At 45.4% G+C, this 22,742-nt stretch carries 18 protein-coding genes; 15 read left to right on the top strand and 3 right to left on the bottom strand.

The window, feature by feature from the left end:
- The first annotated feature begins 6 nt into the window (after window positions 1–6).
- The 4 genes from NHH16_RS01005 to gatB are packed head-to-tail and all read left to right on the top strand — an operon-like array spanning window position 7 to window position 4,254.
- Window positions 7–1,038 carry a hypothetical protein gene (locus NHH16_RS01005; protein ID WP_262067736.1) on the top strand — a complete coding sequence of 344 codons (1,032 nt, stop codon included), beginning with the start codon at window positions 7–9 and terminating at the stop codon, window positions 1,036–1,038.
- Window positions 1,039–1,050: 12 nt separating this feature from the next.
- Window positions 1,051–1,338: an Asp-tRNA(Asn)/Glu-tRNA(Gln) amidotransferase subunit GatC gene (gene gatC / locus NHH16_RS01000; RefSeq protein WP_262067735.1), complete on the top strand. Its 288-nt coding sequence runs from the start codon at window positions 1,051–1,053 to the stop codon at window positions 1,336–1,338.
- A gap of 11 nt (window positions 1,339–1,349) precedes the next feature.
- Window positions 1,350–2,828, top strand: a complete 1,479-nt coding sequence (gatA, locus tag NHH16_RS00995; RefSeq protein WP_262067734.1) for an Asp-tRNA(Asn)/Glu-tRNA(Gln) amidotransferase subunit GatA — start codon at window positions 1,350–1,352, stop codon at window positions 2,826–2,828.
- The gene (gene gatB, locus NHH16_RS00990) at window positions 2,821–4,254 is read left to right on the top strand and encodes an Asp-tRNA(Asn)/Glu-tRNA(Gln) amidotransferase subunit GatB (protein ID WP_262067733.1); all 1,434 of its coding nucleotides are present in this window, start codon (window positions 2,821–2,823) and stop codon (window positions 4,252–4,254) included. Before gatA ends, gatB begins: the two co-directional genes overlap by 8 nt.
- 51 nt (window positions 4,255–4,305) lie before the next feature.
- Here the strand turns inward: gatB and NHH16_RS00985 are convergent, their stop codons facing one another.
- On the bottom strand, window positions 4,306–4,815 hold the full coding sequence (locus tag NHH16_RS00985; protein WP_262067732.1) for a CarD family transcriptional regulator: 510 nt from the start codon (window positions 4,813–4,815) through the stop codon (window positions 4,306–4,308).
- 227 nt (window positions 4,816–5,042) lie between these two features.
- Here NHH16_RS00985 and NHH16_RS00980 point away from each other — a divergent pair, with 227 nt between their 5' ends.
- From NHH16_RS00980 to htpG, 3 genes are all read left to right on the top strand, one after another.
- The gene (locus NHH16_RS00980; RefSeq protein WP_262067731.1) at window positions 5,043–5,744 is read left to right on the top strand and encodes an ABC transporter ATP-binding protein; all 702 of its coding nucleotides are present in this window, start codon (window positions 5,043–5,045) and stop codon (window positions 5,742–5,744) included.
- A 20-nt stretch (window positions 5,745–5,764) separates the two neighbouring features.
- The gene (locus tag NHH16_RS00975; RefSeq protein ID WP_262067730.1) at window positions 5,765–8,965 is read left to right on the top strand and encodes an FtsX-like permease family protein; all 3,201 of its coding nucleotides are present in this window, start codon (window positions 5,765–5,767) and stop codon (window positions 8,963–8,965) included.
- Window positions 8,966–9,080: 115 nt separating this feature from the next.
- On the top strand, window positions 9,081–11,072 hold the full coding sequence (gene htpG, locus NHH16_RS00970; protein ID WP_262067729.1) for a molecular chaperone HtpG: 1,992 nt from the start codon (window positions 9,081–9,083) through the stop codon (window positions 11,070–11,072).
- Window positions 11,073–11,125: 53 nt separating this feature from the next.
- On the opposite strand, the gene NHH16_RS00965 is transcribed toward htpG, so the two are convergent.
- Entirely contained in the window at window positions 11,126–11,551 is a 426-nt protein-coding gene (locus NHH16_RS00965; RefSeq protein ID WP_262067728.1) for a DUF5721 family protein, read from the bottom strand.
- A 66-nt stretch (window positions 11,552–11,617) separates the two neighbouring features.
- Here NHH16_RS00965 and NHH16_RS00960 point away from each other — a divergent pair, with 66 nt between their 5' ends.
- The 4 genes from NHH16_RS00960 to NHH16_RS00945 are packed head-to-tail and all read left to right on the top strand — an operon-like array spanning window position 11,618 to window position 16,027.
- Window positions 11,618–12,376 (top strand): pseudouridine synthase, encoded by a 759-nt coding sequence (locus NHH16_RS00960; RefSeq protein ID WP_262067727.1) that lies wholly within the window; start codon window positions 11,618–11,620, stop codon window positions 12,374–12,376.
- Window positions 12,312–14,297 carry an NAD-dependent DNA ligase LigA gene (gene ligA / locus NHH16_RS00955; RefSeq protein ID WP_262067726.1) on the top strand — a complete coding sequence of 662 codons (1,986 nt, stop codon included), beginning with the start codon at window positions 12,312–12,314 and terminating at the stop codon, window positions 14,295–14,297. The genes NHH16_RS00960 and ligA overlap by 65 nt, the downstream gene beginning before the upstream one ends.
- 10 nt (window positions 14,298–14,307) lie before the next feature.
- Entirely contained in the window at window positions 14,308–15,729 is a 1,422-nt protein-coding gene (gene clpX / locus NHH16_RS00950; RefSeq protein WP_262067725.1) for an ATP-dependent Clp protease ATP-binding subunit ClpX, read from the top strand.
- 22 nt (window positions 15,730–15,751) lie between these two features.
- On the top strand, window positions 15,752–16,027 hold the full coding sequence (locus NHH16_RS00945; RefSeq protein ID WP_262067724.1) for a hypothetical protein: 276 nt from the start codon (window positions 15,752–15,754) through the stop codon (window positions 16,025–16,027).
- A gap of 48 nt (window positions 16,028–16,075) precedes the next feature.
- Here the strand turns inward: NHH16_RS00945 and NHH16_RS00940 are convergent, their stop codons facing one another.
- Window positions 16,076–17,011 carry a D-2-hydroxyacid dehydrogenase gene (locus NHH16_RS00940; RefSeq protein ID WP_262067723.1) on the bottom strand — a complete coding sequence of 312 codons (936 nt, stop codon included), beginning with the start codon at window positions 17,009–17,011 and terminating at the stop codon, window positions 16,076–16,078.
- Window positions 17,012–17,128: 117 nt separating this feature from the next.
- Here NHH16_RS00940 and NHH16_RS00935 point away from each other — a divergent pair, with 117 nt between their 5' ends.
- The 4 genes from NHH16_RS00935 (at window position 17,129) to NHH16_RS00920 (ending at window position 22,703) form a co-directional block, all read left to right on the top strand.
- Window positions 17,129–17,992 carry a C39 family peptidase gene (locus NHH16_RS00935; protein WP_262067722.1) on the top strand — a complete coding sequence of 288 codons (864 nt, stop codon included), beginning with the start codon at window positions 17,129–17,131 and terminating at the stop codon, window positions 17,990–17,992.
- A gap of 115 nt (window positions 17,993–18,107) precedes the next feature.
- Window positions 18,108–20,690, top strand: coding sequence for an ATP-dependent chaperone ClpB (gene clpB / locus NHH16_RS00930; RefSeq protein ID WP_262067721.1), 2,583 nt, complete (start codon window positions 18,108–18,110; stop codon window positions 20,688–20,690).
- Window position 20,691: 1 nt separating this feature from the next.
- Entirely contained in the window at window positions 20,692–21,795 is a 1,104-nt protein-coding gene (locus NHH16_RS00925) for a Y-family DNA polymerase (RefSeq protein ID WP_262067720.1), read from the top strand.
- A gap of 29 nt (window positions 21,796–21,824) precedes the next feature.
- Entirely contained in the window at window positions 21,825–22,703 is an 879-nt protein-coding gene (locus tag NHH16_RS00920) for a YitT family protein (RefSeq protein ID WP_262067719.1), read from the top strand.
- The last annotated feature ends 39 nt before the right edge of the window (window positions 22,704–22,742 follow it).

Here is a 22,742-nt window from a genome sequence, read left to right as displayed (position 1 = left end):
GAAGAAATGAGGAATTGTAATTTGTGTGGGGGGAATGTAGATTCCCAGGGTGTGTGTAAGGAATGCGGAATGCGCTATCAAGAAAACGAGACGGTTGCCGAGATTAATAATGAGGCAAAGCCAGTAGGGACGGCGCAGAATAGCTCCACTAAACCCCAAAAGACATGGGCAAGTCCTCAGCAAGTGGCACAGAAGAATAAGGGAAAGAAGAATAAGGGAAAAAAAACCAAACTTTTGGCAGGAATTATCACTATTTTATTGGCACTAGCGTCAATCTTGCCGAATGTGATGGATATCTATAGGGCGAGGATAGAACCCCATATAGAACTACCAAAGGATTTTAATCTAAACTTTGACGACGACGGGGAAGCCTTTAATTACGATCCTTATAAATATACAGAAAAGACCTTGCCAGAGACAGGACAGGAGTTTGCAATCGAGTTAGCCCCTGGGTTTTACGTAGTCGGAAGGGATTTACCAGAGGGGACTTATGTGGCTACCACGGTGGATGATTTCGACACGGTTCAGGTGCGTGATTCGGAAAACATGATTAATTTATTTGAATATAGCTATGAAGAAGAGAATTATCTAGATGACCTTCGCCTCTTTGAGGGGGCAGTGGTATTTATAGAGGGAGAAAACCCGATTCACTTCCGAAGCGAGAATGCCAGTTCTGAATGGGTAGCACCTTTGGCGAATCCGAACGCCGGTGAGCCAGCGATTAGTCAGAAGTTAACGGGTAAGAAAATTCTGGTTGGTGAAGATATCAAGCCAGGAACCTACGATATTACCCTAGTAAGAGGAGAGTATCTCTTTCTTAACTTGAAACAGGATGTAGGTGGTGAGGAATACAATCTAGATAATTTTGAAATAACCACAATTGGCAAGCGCAATGTGGTTCTAGCAGAAGGGATGTATTTGTTTGCTGAAGATACGGAAGATGAGCTAGAGATTCTCTTGACACCTAGTCAGACGATTTTAAGTGAGGATCCGGCCAGCGATGCGGTTCTGCTTTATAGCAATTACGTAGTAGAGTAAGGAGAAAAGCGAATGAAAATTACAGATGAGACAATTGCCCATGTAAGCCTTTTAGCTCAATTAGAGCTAGGAGAAGAGGAGAAGAAAAAGGCAGCAGCCGAAATGGAAAAAATGCTGACTTATATTGAAACGTTAGAGACGCTAGATACGGAAGCGGTAGAGCCGCTTACCCATTTGTTTGCGTCTGACAATGTTTTTCGCGAAGACATTCCTAGTGGTGAAAACGGCGCAGAGGCAGCGCTTAAGAATGCACCATTAGTGAAAGATGGAATGTTTAAGGTGCCGAAAACGATAGGATAAGGAGGAGCAAGGTGGATGTATCAAAGATAACGGCAAGTGAGCTTGCCGCGAAGATAAAGACAGGAGAGTATCAAGCCCCAGAGGTGGTGACTCAGTATTTCCAGCGCATGGAAGCGTGTGAAGATAAGGTGAATGCGTTTGTCACCTTAGATAAAGAAAGGGCGCTAGCGAAAGCGGAAGACGTACAAGCAAGAATTGCTAAAGGAGAAACACTAGGTGTGCTAGCAGGAGTGCCGGTAGCGATTAAAGATAATCTTTCTACGAAAGGACTTCGAACTACTTGTAGCTCGAAAATGTTAGAGAACTACTACCCGACCTTTAGTGCTACGGCGGTGGAGCGACTAGAGGCAGCTGGCGCCATCGTCATTGGTAAGACCAATATGGATGAGTTTGCCATGGGTTCGACTACGGAGACGTCTGCTTTTGGCGTGACCCGTAACCCCTGGGATCTGACCCGGGTTCCGGGCGGTTCTTCGGGCGGTAGTTGTGCAGCAGTAGCGGCTGGAGAGTGTGCTTTTTCGCTAGGGTCTGACACCGGTGGGTCGATTCGTCAGCCGGCAGGTCACTGCGGCGTGGTGGGATTAAAACCCACCTATGGGACGATTTCACGGTATGGTCTAATTGCCTATGGGTCTTCCCTAGATCAGATTGGTCCCGTTACCCGCTCGGTTGCCGATGCGGCCCTTATTCTAGAAGTGCTAGCGGGCCCAGACGAAAAGGATGCTACAAGTGTAAGACGAGAGCATTATGATTTTAGAAGTGCCTTAACAGAAGATGTGAAGGGACTTAAGATTGGCGTTCCCAAGGAGTATTTTAGTCAGGGCTTAGATACAGAAGTAGCCGAAGAGATTAAGAAAGCGCTAGATATTTTGGCGGATAAAGGGGCCATCGTAACGGAATTTGCGTTAGGTCTCACCGAGTATGCTGTGCCTGCCTATTACGTTATGGCTTCTGCGGAAGCAAGTTCAAACTTATCCCGTTTTGACGGGGTTAAGTATGGTTACCGTACGACCGTTTACGATGATTTGGCCCAGATGTACAAGCGAACCAGAAGCGAGGGCTTCGGAGAAGAGGTTAAGCGCCGGATTATGTTAGGCTCTTTCGTCTTAAGTGCTGGCTATTACGACGCTTATTATCTGAAGGCATTAAAAGCAAAAGCCTTGATAAAAGAAAGATTTACTCAGGCTTTTTCTCAGTTTGATGTGGTGGTCGCTCCCGTGGCACCGACGACGGCGCCTAAGTTAGGGGAGAGTCTAAAGGATCCGCTACAGATGTACTTAAGCGATATCTATACCATTTCGGCCAATTTAGCCGGGCTTCCAGGCATTACCCTGCCCATAGGAAAAGACTTAAAAGGCTTACCGATCGGTATCCAAATTTTAGGAGACTGCTTTCAGGAAAAGGCGATTTTAAAGGCTGCCTATGCCTTAGAAAAAAGCCGGCCTTATCAGGCGCCGGCGATTGGAAAAGGAGGGGAAGTAGATGAGTAAAGCATACGAAACGGTAATCGGCCTGGAGGTACACGTAGAGCTTCAGACCAAGACCAAGATTTTCTGTAGCTGTAAAAATGACTTTGGCGCTTCTGCGAATACTCATACTTGTCCGGTGTGTACCGGCATGCCAGGGGCGCTGCCGGTTCTTAATCGGCAAGTGGTAGAGCATGCACTGGCCATTGGTTTGGCGCTAAACTGTGACATTACTCCGGTTACGAAATTTGACCGCAAGAACTATTTTTACCCGGACAATCCCCAGAACTATCAGATTTCTCAGCTGTATTTGCCGATTGCCAGAAATGGCCAGATCCAGATTCAGGTGGATGCAGGGCCTCGCATTATTCGCATCCATGAGATGCATATGGAGGAAGATGCGGGTAAATTACTTCACGATGAGTGGGATGATACTTCATTAGTGGATTATAACCGGAGTGGTGTACCTTTAGTGGAGATTGTATCGGAGCCGGATTTGCGAAGCGCCGAAGAGGTAATCGCGTATTTAAATGAGTTGCGGACAATTATTCGTTATCTCGGTGCCTCTGATTGTAAATTACAAGAGGGATCGATGAGGGCAGATGTGAATCTATCGGTTAGACCTGTAGGGGAAGCTAGTATGGGAACTCGCACCGAGATGAAAAATCTTAACTCCTTTAAGGCCATTAGCCGAGCGATAGCCGGGGAACGAGAGCGCCAAATAGAGCTTTTAGAAAGTGGAAACACAGTTATTCAAGAAACCCGGCGCTGGGATGATAATAAAGAAACCTCCTATTCTATGCGCTCGAAAGAGGATGCTCAGGATTACCGATATTTTCCTGATCCAGATGTACCGCCAGTTCATATTGACCAGGTCTGGGTTCAGAGAATCAAGGATAACCAACCTGAGCTTAGAGCAGAAAAGCTCAGGCGTTATAAAAAGGAATTTGACATACCAGAATACGATGCCCGCATATTAACGGAGACCAAGCGAATGGCTGACCTTTTTGAAGCGACGAGTAGCCTCTGTCATAAACCAAAGAAAGTAAGTAACTGGCTAATGGTGGAGACCCTACGTTTAGTGAAAGAGCGTGGCCTAGAGGCGGAAGACGTGAACTTTTCGCCAGCGCATTTAGCGGAGTTGATTGATTTGGTTGATCAAGGATTGATTAATGGCACCGTTGCTAAAGAGGTCTTTGAACATATTTTTGACGAGGACGTCAGTCCGCGAGAATATGTGGAAGAAAAGGGCTTAAAGTCGGTAAATGACACCGCTGCCTTAGAAGAGATTGCCAAGGAGGTGGTAGCGAAGAATCCTAAGTCGGTAGCGGATTACCAAGGGGGGAAAGAAAAAGCGCTGGGCTTTTTGGTGGGTCAGACCATGAAGGTCTTAAAAGGCCAGGGAAACCCGGGAATGGTGAATGAGATATTAAGGAAACTATTAAGTTGATGTTTAAAGGGCCCCGGCGCTTATTAATAAGCGACGGGGCCCTTTGGCTCCTTATTCTGACTTTACTTTAAGATTACTCAGAATTAAGTTACGAACTAAATCATCCTCTACACCAAGCACAGTTTGAAGTTCACTGTAGACAATCTTCTCGGCTTTTTGCAAGCTGGATTTGTCTAAAAGATTAAGTTTCTTGCCGTGTTCTTCCAGGTCTAGTTTTTTGATATACAAATACTTAATTAAGCTGACGATATCGCGTAAATCGCAGCTCTTTAGAACTTGTCGATATTCTCTCTCACGATCCTTTTCGGTCTGGACATTAAAGGGTGTGATAAAAGGGATATCGCTGACTAAGTCCTTACAGACGCATTCACTTAAGACTTTGCGGATGACGGTTTTTTCACTGTCAACGGGGGCATAAATCTGTGAATTCTTCTGATTTAAGGGTGATAAGGTATAATAGGCCTTATCACTTTTAGCACTGGGGATGTTTAATTCGCCGACAGCATCAACTGTGCATAATCCAGAGTTGCCGTAAACCACTAACTCATTTACACTAAACATATCTACCTTCCGATCTTTAACTGTGTGGGCGAACTACTATTGTATTATAGCATTTTTTTGGAGACAATATAAGGTTTATCAGGGAATTTCGTGACTATTGCTAGTTTCGCTGAGGCAAATGATGGTAATTCATCACAAAATTTTCATCTTTTCCCATAATTGTTGTGTTATGATGAAATATACGAAGAATTTATCAGGAACGAATTAGAGGTTTAAGGAGAATAGCCATGAGTTTTGTGGAGCTTAATAATGTGCGAAAAGTATATAAAGTAGGAGAAGTTGAGATCCCGGCGGCTGACGGAATCGATTTTCAGATTGAACAAGGTGAGTTTGCGGTGGTGGTAGGTCCTAGTGGAGCAGGGAAAACCACCGTTCTTAATATTCTCGGAGGTATGGATGTGGCCACCTCTGGTGAAGTATTAGTGGATGGTCACGATGTGGCAAAGTATAGCCCGCGCCAGTTAACCACCTATCGGCGAGACGATGTGGGCTTTGTCTTTCAGTTCTATAATTTGATTCCCAACTTAACCGCTCTTGAAAACGTGGAGTTGGCGTTGCAGATATCTAAGCATCCAATGGATGCCAAGGAAACTTTAGAGGACGTAGGACTTGGCGCCCGGATCAATAACTTTCCGGCCCAGCTATCAGGGGGAGAGCAGCAGCGGGTTTCCATTGCTAGAGCCTTAGCCAAAAATCCTAAGCTGTTACTGTGTGATGAACCCACCGGGGCGCTGGATTACCAGACGGGGAAAGCGATTCTAAAGCTTCTTCAAGACACCTGTAGGGAGAAGGGGATGACGGTGATTTTAATCACCCATAACTCGGCTATTTCCCCAATGGCAGACCGAATTATCAAGATTAAAAACGGTAAGGTGTCATCGATGAGAGAGAATGAGAACCCGATTTCGGTGGAAGAAATCGAGTGGTAGAAAGCACAAGGAGAAACACATTGGGTAAGAAAGCGACATTTATCGATTTTGTCAGAGAAATAAAGAATAGTCCGGGAAGATTTTTATCGATCTTCTTTATTGTGGCCCTAGGCGTAGCTTTTTTTTCCGGAATCAGAGCAACGGAGCCGGATATGCGGGTGACGGCTGATACGTATTACGACCGCACGAATTTGGCGGATGTAAAGGCCTATAGTACCTATGGCATTACGGAGACGGAAGTAGAGGCGCTAGCTAAGGAAAAGGATATAGAGAAGGCGACCGGTAGCTACAGCAGCGATTTTCTCTGTGAAAAGAATGAGAAACAGATCGTTCTTAGGGTATCTTCCTATTTGCCAGAGATTAATCAGGTAAGCTTAGAGAAAGGCAACTTACCGGAAAAAATCGGAGAGTGTGTGGTAGATTCTGATTTGGGCTACAAGGTAGGCGATGAGATTCACCTTTCACTAGAGGGTGATAAGGAGGTAAAAGATACCCTTAAGCAGGACCGCTTAAAGGTAGTGGGCATTGTAAATAGCCCAGCCTATATCGGCTTTGAGCGTGGGAATACCAATATCGGTACCGGTGTGGTTAGTGGCTTTTGCTTGGTTAGCGAAGAGACCTTTTCGCTGGAAGTGTATACCGAAGTCTACTTAAGCGTAAGCGGTGCCAAGGAGTTTTTAGCCTATACCGATGAATACGATCAGCGGATCGAAGAGGTGATAGATGACTTAAGCCCGGTGGCTGATAAGCTTGCTAGTACGCGCCAAGAGGAACTGGTAGAAGAGGCGAATGAGGAGATTGAGAAGGCGCGAAAAGAGGCCGATGAAGAGATTGACAAGGCGAAGAAAGAGTTGGCTGATGGCGAAAATCAGCTGAATAATGCGGAGGCGGAAATCGTTTCTGGGGAGGCCCAGATTGAGGCTGCCTGGGCCCAGTTATATGCCCAGGAACAAGAGCTTAACCAGGGTTGGAGTGCTTATTATGCCGGTATGAACGCCTTAGCCGAAGGAAAAGCCAAATACGAAGCGGGAGAGTCTGGGTATTCTCAGCTAAGCGACCAGATTCAGCAGTTGCAGGCTAGTTACGATGAACTCACCGGGGGGATAACCCAGATTGAGGGTCAGATTGCGATTCTAGAAGAAAAGGCCAGTAACGGCAGCATAACGGCTGATGAGGCGGCTCAGTTAGCCGGCTTAAAAGCCCAGTTAGGAGTGATGAAAGAAAATCAAGGTCAGCTAGGCGCCACCTTATCCCAGTTAAATGCTCAGGCCCAGAGTATCCGGCAGCAGCTGGATGCTTCAAAGGCGGAAATTGCTAGCAATGAGGCCGTGCTTCAGGCGAGCTATCAGAAATTAGCTAGTGGGACGAGCCAGTTAGAAGCCGGTAAAAACGAACTTTCAGCCAGAGGCACACAGCTGGCCTCAGGAAGAGCCGAGCTAGACGTGAGAAAGAATCAGCTAGATAGTGGTATGAAGGAACTGACCGAGCAGTCAAAGGAGGCAGATAAAGAGCTTTCTGAAGCCGAAGCAAAAGTCAACGATATTAAGAAGCCCAAGTGGTATATTGAGGACCGCTCAACCTTTCCCGATTATACAGGATATGGCGATAATGCCCTGAGAATAGGAAAAATCGGCGAGGTATTCCCGGTGATTTTCTTCCTGGTGGCCGCTCTCGTTAGTTTAACCACTATGAGCCGTCTTGTGGAAGAGCAGCGAATGGCCATTGGTACCATGAAGGCCCTTGGCTACAATAAGCCGAGTATTGCCATGAAGTACATCGGTTATGCCCTCCTAGCAACGGTGACGGGAAGTATCTTCGGGGTGCTCTTTGGTGAAAAGATATTCCCCTATATAATTATCTATTCTTACGGAATGATGTATCGGCATCTGCCGGATATTATCGTGCCGTATAACTTGCCTCTAGGTTTGTTTGCCACGGCTTTAGCAGTCTTTAGTACGCTGCTAGCGACCATTTTTTCTTGCTATAAGGAATTACGGCAAAGACCGGCAGTGCTGATGCGACCGCCGGCACCGAAAAAGGGAACCCGGGTGTTCTTAGAGCGGATCGGGTTTATCTGGAAGCATTTAAGCTTTATCTGGAAATCCACTATCCGCAATTTAATGCGGTATAAAAAGCGCTTCTTTATGACGGTCTTTGGTATTGCCGCTTGTATGGGGCTGTTGATTACGGCTTTTGGTATTCGGGATTCCATTTACGACATTACCTACGTCCAGTATACGGATTTGCAACAGTATGAGGGGCAAGCGATTTTTACCGAGGATGTGACCGAAAGCGAAGAGGCAGATATCTTAGATTATGCCTTAGACGATAGTAATATTACGGCCGCGCTTCCCGTCTACATGAAGAACGTTACCCTGACGAAGGGGAAGACCAAGTGGGATGCTTATATCTTTAGCCCGGATACCCTTAAGGATTTGGAGGATTATATCCACTTCCGGGACCGGAAGAGTCACGAAGAGTATCGCTTGGATGACAAAGGGGCGATTATCTCCGAGAAGACGGCGAAGGAACTAGAGGTAGAAGTGGGCGATACGATTAAGATTAAAGAGGTGGAGACGCCGGTTAAGATTGCCAATATTTGCGAAAATTACGTCGGTCACTATCTCTACTTATCCCCTGGGTACTACGAGGAAATCTTCGGCCAGGCTCCCGATTACAATAGCATGCTCTTTAATACGAAGAGCGCGGACTACGATCGCATTGAAGAGTCTGGTGAGCGTCTCCTGACTCAAGACGGGGTTTTAAGTATTCAGTACTCGAAGGACTTAATGCGGCAGATGGATGATATGATTAAAACCCTTAATCTGGTTATTATCGTTTTGATTATCGCCGCCGCGCTCCTAGCTTTTGTGGTGCTCTATAACTTAAACACCATCAATATTTCGGAGCGTCGCCGAGAGTTAGCGACGATAAAGGTCCTTGGCTTTTATGATATGGAGGTAGCGAAATACGTGTACCGCGAGAATATCGTGTTGACGGTTATTGGCGCGATTTGTGGCATTGGTTTTGGCTACTTCTTGCACCAGTATATTATTCAGACGGTAGAAGTAGAGTACGTAATGTTTGGCCGGGTGATTAATTTCCCTAGCTATATCTACAGCATCCTCTTTACCGTATTCTTTTCCCTGATCGTTAACGTGGTGATGTTCTATAAGCTGCGAAATATCGATATGGTGGAATCACTAAAAAGCGTGGAATAAAAATAAAAAATCACGATTACTAGCACTCGCTTAAAAAGAGTGCTAGTTTTTTGTTGACTTTTGCCTTTAACGGTATTATCATATGATTTAGAAAATACGATAGGAGTGAATATACATGAGTGCGAAAAAAGGAAGCTTAAAAATCAGTAGTGAAAACATTTTTCCAATCATTAAAAAATGGGTGTATTCCGACCACGACATCTTTGTGCGGGAGCTCATTTCTAATGGTACGGATGCCATAACAAAGTTAAAAAAATTGGATATGATGGGCGAGTATAGCTTGCCGGAAGATTACAAAGCCCGGATTGACGTGGAGGTTAATACGGAGGAGAAGAGCCTTAAGTTTACCGATAACGGACTGGGAATGACCGCTGACGAGGTGGAGGAATTTATTACCCAAATCGCCTTTTCCGGAGCGACTCAGTTCTTAGAAAAATATAAAGATAAGACCACCGAAGATGATATGATCGGTCATTTCGGTCTCGGTTTCTACTCGGCCTTTATGGTGGCCGACGAAGTGCAGATCGATTCTCTTTCTTATAAAGAGGGAGCGACTAGCGTTCACTGGGTAAGCGACGGCGGTACCGAGTATGAGATGTCAGAAGGCAATAAAGAGGGTGTGGGTACTACTATTACCTTATTTATCAATGACGACAGCTTAGAATTTGCCAACGAATACCGGATTAGAGAAGTTATCCAGAAGTACTGTGACTTTATGCCAGTGGAGATTTTCCTAACCAAGGCAGGCGCTGAGACCGAGTACGAGACCATCGATAAAGATCAGCTACTTGATAGCGACGAAGTGGTCGAAGAGATTAAGGACGAAGAAAAAGGCGAAGAAAAAGTCAAAATCGTTAAGCGCGAAGTTTCTCTTAGCGATACTACGCCGCTGTGGACGAAGCATCCCAATGAGTGCAGTGAAGAAGATTACCGGGAGTTTTACCGCAAAGTCTTCTTAGACTATAAAGAGCCTCTCTTCTGGATTCACCTAAATATGGATTATCCTTTTAACTTAAAGGGGATTCTGTATTTTCCAAGAGTAAATACGGAATACGATAATTTAGAAGGAGTGATTAAGCTCTATAATAATCAGGTGTTTATTGCCGATAATATTAAAGAGGTGATTCCTGAGTACTTAATGGTCTTAAAAGGCGTAATCGATTGCCCAGACCTACCCCTCAACGTTTCCCGTAGTGCCCTGCAAAACGACGGCTTTGTTAATAAAATTGCTGAGTACATCTCAAAGAAGGTGGCTGATAAGCTGGCGGGCATGGCGAAGACAAAAAGAGACGAGTATGAAAAATACTGGGATAACATCAATCCATTTATCAAATTTGGTTGCTTAAAAGACGAGAAGTTTGCCGATAAGATGAAATCCGCTATTCTTTTTAAAAACTTAGAAGACAAGTACCTTACTTTAGAAGAGTGTGTGGAAGCAAACGGCGGTAAGGTGGTAGAAGAGACTAAGGGCGAAGACGGCGAAAATGAAGTGGTAGAGGATGAGCTGAAGACGACGATTTACTACGTATCGGATGTTCAGCAACAAAGTCAGTACGTAAAGATGTTTAAGAACCAAGGAAAAGATGCGGTTATCTTGGATGCCAATATCGATTCCGCGTTCATTACTTTATTAGAGCAGAAGTATAAGACGGTTCGTTTCCAGAGAATCGATGCCGGTCTTACCGATGATGCCAAAGAAGAAATTGGCGAAGAAGAGAAGGAAGCCTTTGATAAGCTATCCGCTAGTTTGATGGAAGTGTTCCGCAAAGCCGTTGATAACGACAAGCTAGATATTAAGGTAGAGAAGTTAAAAGATGCTGACGTGGCTTCCATGATGGTCTTAGCCGAAGAAAGTCGCCGGATGCAAGATATGATGAAGGCTTACGGCATGGATCAGATGGATATGGGCGGTCAAGAGACGCTGATTTTAAATGCCAACCACCCACTGGTTAAGTTTGTGGTAGAGCATAAGCGTTCTAAGAGCGTACCGGTTATCTGTAAGCAACTCTACGATTTGGCAATGCTTTCTCACAAGCGCTTGTCACCGGAAGAGATGACCGACTTTGTAAAGCGTAGCAATGAGATTATGCTACTGTTAACGAAATAGTATTATAAAGAAGCAAAAGGAACTGCTGATGCAGTTCCTTTTGTAAAATACCTCTATAGCTTTTCGTAGGGAATCCCTTTTTTCCGGAGGAACGCTTCTACGTATTCGGCGAAGAGAATGTCGGTACTCTTATCAAGGGAAAAGGTTTTATAAGCGGTACCGGTAGTAAGGGTTAAGACGTTTTCTTTAAAGTGGAGATTGAGATAGAGACCCTCTAACTCGGGATTCGTACTGACGCTACTTATCATCTCCTCGTTAAGGGCAAAGATTAGGTGCATTGCTAGCGGCGTGCGCTTTCCTTTGATTAGGGAGAGGACGTAGGGCTTAGCCTCTTCCCAGCGCGCGAATTGGTGGCCAGGTGCCTCGTCAAAATAGGCAACATTAAGACGCCCATCCAGGGTGTGGGTAAATCCGGTGCGGATTTCACCAGTCACCAAGAAAAAGGCGTCAAAAGTGGTTCCTAGGAGTATTTGGTTCATAGAAATTTTCGTATCGATTATATAAGTATTCATATCTATGGTATTATAACATATGGAGGAACAACAATGATACGATTAAATAAGTTTTTAAGCGATGCCGGGGTAGCTTCCCGGCGCGGCGCCGATAAACTAATCGCGCAGGGCCGGGTGAAAGTTGACGGCCAAGTAGCGACTATGGGTATGCAAGTCGATGATTCCATGGAGATAACCGTGGGGAAAAAGGTGATCTCTGGGCCAGCTACGAAAGTGGTGCTGATGTATAATAAGCCTCGCGGAGTAGTCTGTACCGAGGATAAAAGAGACCGCCATAATATTATTCGGGTCATGAATTACCCAGAGCGAATTACGTATGCCGGGCGCTTAGATAAAGACTCCGAGGGCTTAATGATTATGACGAATGATGGGGATTTGATTAATCACATTATGCGTGCTCGTAATCACCACGAAAAGGAGTATCAAGTAACCGTGGATAAAGAAATAGATACTGCCTTTAAAAAGGCCATGGAAAGCGGTGTTCATATCTTCGATGAAGAGAAGCGCTTAGACGCCGTAACGCGACCAGCTAAGGTAGAGATTATTGGAAAGAATACGTTTACCATTGTTTTGACCCAAGGGCTTAATCGCCAAATTAGACGAATGTGTAGCGCCCTTGGATTTCAGGTGAAGACACTTAGGCGTACTCGGATTATGAATTTGGAACTGGGTAGCCTACCGGTAGGCGAGTACCGCAAACTACGAAAAGAGGAGATCGAGGAGTTATATGGAGAACAAGAAGAATCCCCAGGGAATGGCGCGCATGGAAGCGCTCGTCTCCCTTTTAAATAAAGCGAGCAAAGCGTATTACGTGGACGCCGATGAAATGATGAGTAACTATGAGTACGATACTCTTTATGATGAGCTGGTGGCTCTTGAAGCGTCACTGGGTACGTATTTACCGGAATCCCCGACGAGAAATGTGGGATATGAGACGGTGAGCAACCTACCCAAGGAGCGACACGCCTCCCCCATGCTTTCCCTTGATAAGACGAAAAGCGTGGAGGATTTAGAGGCGTTTTGCGGTTCCCAGCCGGTGTTGGTTTCTTGGAAATTAGACGGTCTAACGGTGGTGCTTACCTACCGAGATGGTCGCCTTTATAAGGCGGTAACCCGTGGAAACGGCACCGTCGGAGAAGTGGTAACCAATAACGCCAAGGTCTTTAAGAATTTGCCTCTAGCCATTCCTTATAAGGGGGAAGTGGTGATTAGAGGGGAAGCTATTATCGGCTACCGGGATTTTGAAAAGATTAATGAAGAGATCCCCGAGACGGAGGCCAAATATAAGAACCCTCGTAACTTATGTAGCGGGAGTGTACGCCAGCTAAGTAACGAAGTAACGGCTAAGCGTAGCGTACATTTTCTCGCCTTTGCCTTACCTTCTGCTGGCGACGTGGATTTTCACAACTCCAGAGAGCAGCAATTCCAGTGGCTAAAAAGCCAAGGATTTGAAGTGGTAGAGCATGTGAGGGCCGATAGAAAGTCGATTGCCGGGGAAGTTATGAAATTTTCCGAAAGAATCAAGGAAAACGATTTTCCCTCAGATGGACTTGTGGTACTATATGATGACATAGAGTACGGTCAGAGCCTAGGGCGAACGGCCAAGTTTCCGCGGGATGCTATGGCTTTTAAATGGGCCGATGAAATCAAAGAGACGAAGCTTTTAGAAATCGAGTGGAGTCCTTCTAGGACAGGGCTGATTAACCCGGTGGCCATCTTCGAACCAGTGGAGCTAGAAGGGACCACCGTTAGCCGAGCTAGCGTCCACAATCTCAGTGTGTTAGAAGAGTTAAAACTAGGGATTGGCGATGAGATTACTGTTTATAAAGCCAATATGATCATTCCCCAAATTGGGGAGAATATTACGCAGTCAGGCAATCTTGAGATTCCCAAAACGTGTCCCGTCTGTAATGGCCCCACCCAGATTCGCCAGATTAGCGAAGCTCAGTCCCTTTATTGTGCTAACCCGGACTGTCAGGCGAAGCACGTGGGAAATTTTGTGCACTTGGTTAGCCGAGATGCGCTTAACGTGGAAGGCCTTTCAGAGGCGACGCTTACAAAGTTTATCACTCACGGGTTTATCAAGGAGTACCGGGACATCTTTCGGTTGGCTAGGTATCAAGAGGAGATTGAGACTTTAGAGGGCTTTGGTAAGAAGTCCTATGAAAATCTCGTTGCCAGCGCCGAAAAAGCCCGGAAGGTAGAACCGGCGAATTTGATCTACGGACTGGGAATCGAAAATGTGGGGCTGGCTAATGCGAAAGTGATTTGCCAGGCGTTTGCTAACGATATTAACCGGGTGATTCAGGCTACGCCTGAGGAGCTGGTTTCTATAAATACCATCGGCGAGGTAATCGCCAGTACGTTCACTAGCTATTTTGCCGACGAAAAGCACTTACAGGAATTCAAGGACCTACAAAGGGAGCTAGAAGTCGTCAAGCCAGAGGCTAGCGGTAATCCGCTAATCTTTGCGAACCTTAACTTTGTCATTACCGGGGAGGTCACTCATTTTAAAAACCGGGGAGAGGTAAAGGCGCTAATTGAAAGCTATGGTGGTAAAGTAACAGGATCGGTTACGAGCAAAACCTCGTATCTAATCAACAACAATGTAAATTCTACTTCCTCGAAGAATAAGAAGGCAAAGGATCTTAATGTACCGATTATCACCGAGGAGGCTTTTCTGGACTTAGTGGCAGAAAAGCAGGGGAAATAAGGAGATTTCTATGTCAGATAAAGAATATACGAATGACGAAGAACTGGAAGTTAATAAGGGCGTTGTAGAAGAGACAGAAGAAAATAAAGTCGAAGACGACGAGTACGAAAAAGTGTGTTTCGTCTGCCATCGTCCCGAAAGTACGGCGGGGAAGATGATTGAGTTACCAAATCGCATCTATGTGTGCAACGATTGTATGCAGAAGAGCTTTGATGCCATGAGTAGCGGTCGTTATGATTTTTCCCAATTAATGGATAATCCCAATGTGCAGATTTTTAATATGGATGATTTGCCAAAGGATATTCCCAAGCAGCAAAAGCTTAAAAAGAAAAAAGAAGACGAAGAGGTGGTTCCGTTAATTGATATTAATAATCTCCCGGCCCCTCATAAGATTAAGGCCAGCCTAGATGAGTATGTGATCGGTCAGGAACAAGCGAAAAAGGCCATGTCGGTGGCGGTCTATAACCACTATAAACGAGTGGGAACAGACACCATGGACGACATCGAAATCGAAAAGTCCAATATGCTGATGATTGGACCTACAGGCTCTGGTAAGACGTATTTGGTCAAAACCTTAGCGAAGATTCTCGAGGTCCCGCTAGCGATTACCGATGCCACGTCACTGACGGAAGCCGGTTATATCGGTGATGATATCGAAAGCGTGGTTTCTAAGCTTCTAGCGGCTGCCGGTAACGACGTGCAAAAGGCCGAGCAGGGGATTATCTTTATCGATGAGATTGATAAGATCGCCAAGAAGAAAAATTCCTCTCAGCGGGACGTTAGCGGTGAGTCAGTTCAGCAAGGAATGCTAAAACTTTTAGAAGGTAGCGATGTGGAGGTTCCAGTTGGCGCTAATAGTAAGAATGCCATGGTGCCGTTAACCACGGTGAATACTCGGAACATCTTGTTTATCTGTGGCGGTGCCTTTCCGGATTTAGAGAAGATTACGAAGGAGCGATTGCTTAAGAAATCTTCTATCGGTTTTGGGGCAGACCTTAAAGATAAGTATGATAACGATAAGAATCTTCTGGATAAGGTATCGGTAGAGGATCTGCGAACCTTCGGTATGATTCCAGAGTTTATCGGGCGTTTGCCGGTGATTGTTACCTTGAAGGCTTTAGACGAAGAAATGCTAGTAACGATTTTAAAAGAACCACGAAATGCAATTTTGAAGCAGTACCAAAAGCTTCTGGCCCTAGATGAGGTTCAGCTAGAGTTTAATGAAGAAGCCCTTCACGCTATTGCTAAGCGAGCCATTGAAAAAGATACCGGAGCTCGTGCCTTGCGGGCGATTATCGAGGAGTTTATGTTAGATATTATGTACGAGGTTCCTAAGGACAGCAATATCGGTAAGGTTATTATTACGAAAGAATATATAGAAGGTACCGGCGGACCGGTGATTCGCTTACGCAACCAAAACGTTATCGGTTAAGCTAGAAGAAAGGAGAATGGTTATGGAAGACTTTATTAGAGATTTTGGTAAGAAAGCCAAGGATGTGGCCAGTGACTTAGGGAAGAAGGCTGAGGAGGTTATCGAAGAGCAGAAGATCAAAAGTGAGATACGCTCCATAGACCGGGCCAACGAACGTGACTTTGCTCATATCGGCCGGATTGTATTCGAGAAATTTGCGGCTTCGGAATCTATCGAACCCGAGTATATCGCCCTTTGCGAAAGCATTGAAGCACGGAATTTTGAAAAGAAAGAAAAAGAAGATTCTCTAGGTATTTAAGAGTAGAAAAGAACCGGGACATTTGAGCAATCGTCCCGGTTCTTTTTCTTATACTTCTAAAAATTCTTTGATCTGTCCATGGATGGTCGCCATCAGCCTAGTTCGGGCTTCCACGCTTGCCCAGCCGATATGGGGGGTAATAAGGAGCTTGCGGCTATCCTTTATCTTTAGCAGAGGATTCTTTTCACTCATGGGTTCTGTCCGCAGCACATCGAGACCAGCGGCGGCGATTACGCCATTTTCAAGGGCTCCGGCTAAAGCGTCTTCGTCCACAATTTGCCCTCTGGCGAGATTGAGGAGAATAGCGGTCTCCTTCATTTGGGCCAGACGTTCCCGGTTGATTAAGTTCTCCGTAGCCGGCGTTAGCGGCGCGTGAATGGAGACGATATCCGCTTCTTTTAAAAGGGTATCAAGGCTTACCTGGGTATACCCTTCCTGAGGGGGTGCGCCACTAGGGGAAGCGTAGATGGTATTTAGGCCAAAGGCCTTAGCTACGTGATAAACGCTGCGCCCGATATTTCCCAGGCCGATAATGCCAAAGGTCTTTCCCTTAAGCTCTCTAAAGGTTTCGCTAAAATGAGAAAAAATCACGTCGCTTACGTAGCCCCCGGACTTTACGTAGTGGTCGTAGTAGCTGAGTTTTTCATAGAGATAGAGAAGCATGGCAAAGGTATGCTGAGTGACTGAGTCAGTTGAATAGCCGGCCACGTTTCGCCACTGGATGCCTCGCTCCTTTAGATAGTCCTTATCTAGGTTGTTTGTCCCGGTAGCCGTTACGCACACCAGCTTTAAGCGGTCTGCTTTTTCCGTCGTGTAAGCGTTTACGGGGGCCTTGTTAATCACCAGGATATCGGCGTCTACGGAGCGCTCTCTAGCCTCGGCAGCCGTCGAAAAATCGTATTTCGTAACCTTTCCGAGCTCGTCGAATGAGCTTAAATCAATATCATCGCCGATGGTTTTTGCATCTAAAAATACTATATTCATAAGTCATTACCTCCTAAGTATTGTTCCATTATACCACGTTTCCGGAGCGGAGTGATTTGATTCTTGTAGAAGTTTGGGGTATAATGCAGGATAGCTAGAAGAGGAGTAACACGTTTTATGAGCAGAAGAAAAAATACCCAATTAAGAAGACAAAAAGTTTTAATAAATAGAGCGATTATCGCTGTACTGGTGCTAGTAGCCGCTTTTATCATTATCTGTATCGCCACAGCGAAAGACGACAAAGAGACTGAGCCAAAGACCAAAGCGACGGCGGAGAATGATCAAAGTAAGGAAAAGGAAAAAACGAAAAAGCAAGATCCTAGCCTTAGTGAAGAAATTGAAGAAGTACGAGCTGAGGCCACAAAGCAGGGATACCCAGCTGAGATAATTGAACTTCTAGACCGGAACCCAGAGACGGTGGATTACGTTGCCAATTACGGTGAGAAAAAGGATGACGCCCCTGCTGAGGACATTGGGGCAGACTTTGTGGCTGGCAATATTCCTACCCTTTTCCAGTGGGATGAACGCTGGGGATATACGATGTACGGCCCTTCGCCCATGGGAATTACCGGGTGCGGTCCTACGTGTCTGTCGATGGTGCTGATTGGCGTCACAGGAGATCCTGCGATAACCCCTGATAAGGTGGCGGCGTATTCGACCCAGCAGGGCTTTATTACCGAGGACTCCGGTAGCCTTTGGCAACTGATGTCCGACGGCGCTAGAAACTGGGGCGTTCAGGTAAGTGAAGCCTACCCAGGTGACGAGGAGTATATTAAGAACACCCTTCAAAGCGGAGCACCGATTATCTGCAGTATGCAAAAGGGTACATTTACAGACGTGGGACATTTTATCGTCTTAACCAGCTATGAAGAGGGATATGTGACCGTTCACGATCCTTTTAGAAAATCCAATTCTCACAGCAATTGGAAGTACGCGGATATTATGCCTGAGATTAGCGCCTGTTGGTCCTATTCCAAATAGTAAAAAAAATATAAAGATGATCAAAAATTAGCACTCTCGACTTGAAAGTGCTAATTTTTGTGTTATACTATACTTGTGTTATATAAAGACTATAACAGAGGAGGACTATACATTTATGAATATTAATAAATTTACGCAGAATTCCATGGCTGCCGTGCAGGATTTGGAACGGATTGCTTTGGAATATGGAAATCAAGAAATTGAACAGGAGCATTTGCTTTACGCGCTCCTAAATCAGGAAAACAGCTTAATTATGAAGCTGCTCACGAAGATGGGCATCGATAAAAATGTCCTAATGACTCGCGTAGCGGAAGCGCTAGCAAAGCGGGTGAAAGTTAGTGGAGGTAACCCTTATATTGGCAGTGACTTAAATAAGGTCCTGATTCATGCTGAGGATGAGGCGAAAGCCATGGGAGATGAGTACGTTTCCGTGGAGCATCTTTTCTTGGCGCTGATGAAGTATGCAGGCAAAGAAGTGAAGACTATTTTCCGGGAAATGGGTATTAAAAGAGATGATTTTTTAAAGGCCTTATCCAGTGTCAGAGGCAACCAGAAAGTAACTTCTGATCATCCTGAGGATACCTACGATACCTTGACGAAATACGGAATCGATCTTGTAGAGCGGGCGAGAGATCAGAAGCTTGATCCGGTAATCGGCCGTGACGCTGAGATTCGTAACGTGGTGCGTATCTTATCGAGAAAGACGAAGAACAATCCCGTTCTTATCGGTGAACCTGGTGTTGGTAAGACGGCAGTTGTAGAAGGGCTTGCCCAGCGAATTGTTCGCGGGGACGTTCCGGAAGGTCTAAAAGAAAAGACGATTTTCTCTTTGGATATGGGAGCTCTAGTAGCCGGTGCTAAGTACCGGGGCGAATTTGAAGAGCGGTTGAAGGCTGTTCTTGAAGAAGTAAGAGGCTCTGACGGGCGTATTATCTTGTTTATCGATGAGCTTCATACGATAGTAGGTGCCGGTAAGTCAGATGGGGCCATGGATGCTGGCAATATGTTAAAGCCAATGCTAGCAAGAGGTGAACTTCACTGTATCGGCGCCACCACCCTAGATGAGTACCGTCAGTATATCGAAAAGGATGCTGCCTTAGAGCGTCGTTTTCAACCGGTTATGGTTACAGAACCAACGGTTGAGGATGCCATTTCTATCCTTAGGGGATTAAAAGAACGGTATGAAGTGTTCCACGGGGTAAAGATTACCGATGGTGCCTTGGTCGCGGCGGCGACGTTATCAGATCGTTATATCTCGGATCGTTTTCTACCGGATAAAGCCATCGACCTGGTGGATGAGGCTTGTGCCCTGATTAAGACTGAGCTTGACTCGATGCCGGCCGAGTTAGATGAGCTTCAGCGAAAGATTATGCAGCTAGAGATTGAAGAGGCAGCGCTTAAGAAAGAGGACGATCGCTTAAGTAAGGACCGTTTGACTCATCTACAGGAAGAACTCAGTGTCCACAAAGAAGAGTTTGCGGGCAAAAAGGCCCAGTGGGATAACGAAAAAGTAGGTGTAGAAAAGGTTCAGAAACTCCGGGAAGAAATCGAAGGGGTGAATAAAGAGATTGAGAAGGCTCAGCAGTCCTATGATCTTAATCGGGCAGCAGAGCTCCAATACGGCAAATTGCCACAGCTACAAAAAGAGTTAGAGGTTCAAGAAGAGCTAGTTAAGGAAGAAGACAATACCCTTGTTCATGAAAGTGTAAGCGATGAAGAAATCGCGAAGATTGTGTCGCGCTGGACGGGTATCCCTGTTTCGAAACTAAATGAAAGCGAACGCAATAAGACCTTACATCTTGCAGATGAGTTACACAAACGGGTAATCGGACAAGAAGAAGGGGTTGACCTGGTGACAGAAGCGATTATTCGGTCGAAGGCAGGGATTAAAGACCCTAGCAAACCGATTGGTTCCTTCCTCTTCTTAGGTCCTACCGGTGTTGGTAAGACGGAGCTTGCGAAGGCGTTAGCAGAAAGTCTCTTTGATGACGAAAGCAACATGGTGCGTATCGATATGAGTGAGTATATGGAAAAGCATTCCGTTTCCCGTTTGATTGGAGCGCCTCCGGGATACGTAGGTTATGATGAAGGTGGCCAGTTAACGGAAGCCGTACGTCGTAAACCATACTCCGTGGTACTTTTTGATGAAATTGAAAAAGCCCATCCCGATGTGTTTAACGTACTTTTACAAGTTCTTGATGACGGTCGTATTACCGATTCTCAAGGCCGGACAGTAGATTTTAAAAACACGATTTTGATTATGACCTCAAATATTGGTTCCTCCTATCTTTTAGAGGGGATTGATGAAGAAGGACATATTAAGGAAGAGGCTAGTGAAAGGGTTATGGATGCCCTAAAGGCTCATTTCCGCCCAGAGTTTTTAAATCGCTTAGACGAAATTATCAGCTTTAAGCCGTTGACGAAAGGTAATATTTATGACATCATTGATTTACTAGTAGCCGATGTAAATAAGCGCTTAGCCGACCGCGAAGTAGAGATTGTGCTAACACCAGCGGCGAAGGAATTTGTGGTTGAGGGTGGGTATGATCCTTTGTACGGAGCAAGACCACTGAAGCGCTTCTTACAGAAGCATGTAGAGACCTTGGCAGCGAAGTTAATGCTACAAGGAGACATTAGCGCTAACTCGATTATTGAGATAGACGTAGCAGACGGAAAGCTTGTGGCAAGAGGTAAGTAAAGTGTCAGTTATCTTTCACATTGATGTAAATAGCGCGTTCCTTAGCTGGAGCGCCGTGGAAGAATTGAAAAAAGGTAGCACTATCGATTTGCGGGAAGTGCCCTCCATCGTTGGCGGTGACCAAAAGTCTCGCCACGGAGTGGTACTAGCCAAGTCGACACCAGCAAAGAAATATGGCATTCGCACAGGGGAACCTGTTGCGAATGCCTTTCGTAAGTGTCCAAAACTATTGATGGTAAAGCCGGAACACGGTGTCTATTCTCGCTATAGTAGGGAGCTGATGGCATACTTAGAGACGATTAGTCCGCTGATTCAGCAAATGAGCGTGGATGAGTGTTACCTAGATATGACGGCCGTACTTAGCGATTATGAATCCCCCGAAGCCGCGGCCCAGATGATTCGCCGGGAAGTGAAAGAGCGTTTTGGCTTTACCGTTAATGTAGGCATTTCCACCAGGAAGATTTTGGCGAAGATGGCGTCGGATTTTACGAAGCCCGACCGCACCCACACCCTTTTCCCTGAAGAAATAGAGGAGAAGATGTGGCCTTTACCGGTGGAGGAGCTATATATGGTAGGACAATCCAGTGTAAAGATCTTGAAAAATTTAGAAATCAATACCATCGGTGACTTGGCCAAGACGGATATCGGTATTTTAGAACTGCATTTAAAGAAGCACGGTCGCAAGATGTGGGAGTATGCCAACGGCTATGACGAGAGTAAAGTAAAGAGAGAGCGCCGGGAGGCAAAGAATGTGGGGAATTCCACCACCCTTTCGGCGGATGCGGTAACCTTAGACGAGATCCAAGGAATTCTTGCGAAACTTGCGGCAAAAGTGGCAACGCGCTTACAGAAGAAGGGGCAAAAGGCTGGTAATATCAGCGTGGAAATCAGATACCACGATTTCACCAATGTGTCCCATCAGCGCCAGCTTGAAAGCCATACCAGTGAGGCCGGCGAAATCTACCAGGTAGCGGCAGAACTCTTTGAAAGGATCTGGGATAAAGAACCGGTACGTCTCTTAGGAATTCGTACCTCAAAACTTGTAGATGCCAGCGAACCAGAGCAATTAACATTGGGACTAGAAAAAGGGAACGATATAGGTTAGAATAGCAAGGTCAGAAGAGGAGGTTTTATATGAACAAAAAATACAATTTAAAAGAGTTGGGGCTGGATTTGCTATTTGACTTAGTGGCCGGTTTTCTTATTGGTATCGGCTTACATAACTTTGCCCTTAATGCCGCGTTCCCAGTAGCGGGATTTTCTGGTATTGCAATTGTGCTATATCATTTATTTGGGCTACCGATTGGTATCGGAACCTTGCTACTTAATATCCCAGTGGCGATTTTGTGTTACAAATTCTTGGGGAAGAATTTCTTTTTCAAATCTGTTAAAAGTATGGTTATTTCTTCGATAATGATTGACTACGTAGCTCCCCTTTTCCCGGTGTATGACGGGAACCGGTTATTAGCGGCCCTGTGTATGGGTGTGCTTTGTGGCATCGGCTACGCCATGATCTTTATGCGAGGATCATCTACTGGCGGTCAAGACTTTATTTCGGTGTCAATTAAGCAGATAAAGCCTCACGTTACCTTAGGGGTAATTACTTTTTTCTTAGATGTGGTCACAATTGTTATCGGGTTTGTGGTGGTCTTTAAGGATGTAGATGCTTTAATCTACGGAATCCTGGTTACCTACCTGTTGGCAGCGGTAATGGATAAGATTCTCTACGGAGCAGACGAAGGTAAGATGACGTTAATCGTTACGGAAAACGGCGAAGAGATCGCTGAGAAAATCGACGCGTATTCTGGACGCGGCTCGACAATTATCCACGGACACGGAAGTTTTTCCAAAGAAAAGAAAGACGTAGTAATGTGTGCTTGTAACAACAAGCAGATGTATGTGATAAAAAAGATGGTTCATGAGATTGATCCCAAAGCCTTTACCATTATTGTAGAATCAAACGAAGTGGTTGGTGAAGGGTTTAAAGAAGAACTAAAAGATCTTCAGTTGTAAAAAGGGAGGTCGTTTTTTGAAAAAAACGACCTCCCCATT

Origin of the sequence: Ohessyouella blattaphilus, from assembly GCF_024721265.1 — a bacterium.
In the GTDB taxonomy this organism is placed as follows: Bacteria; Bacillota; Clostridia; order Lachnospirales; family Lachnospiraceae; genus Aequitasia; species Aequitasia blattaphilus_A.
This window is presented reverse-complemented; position numbering and strand designations above follow the sequence as displayed.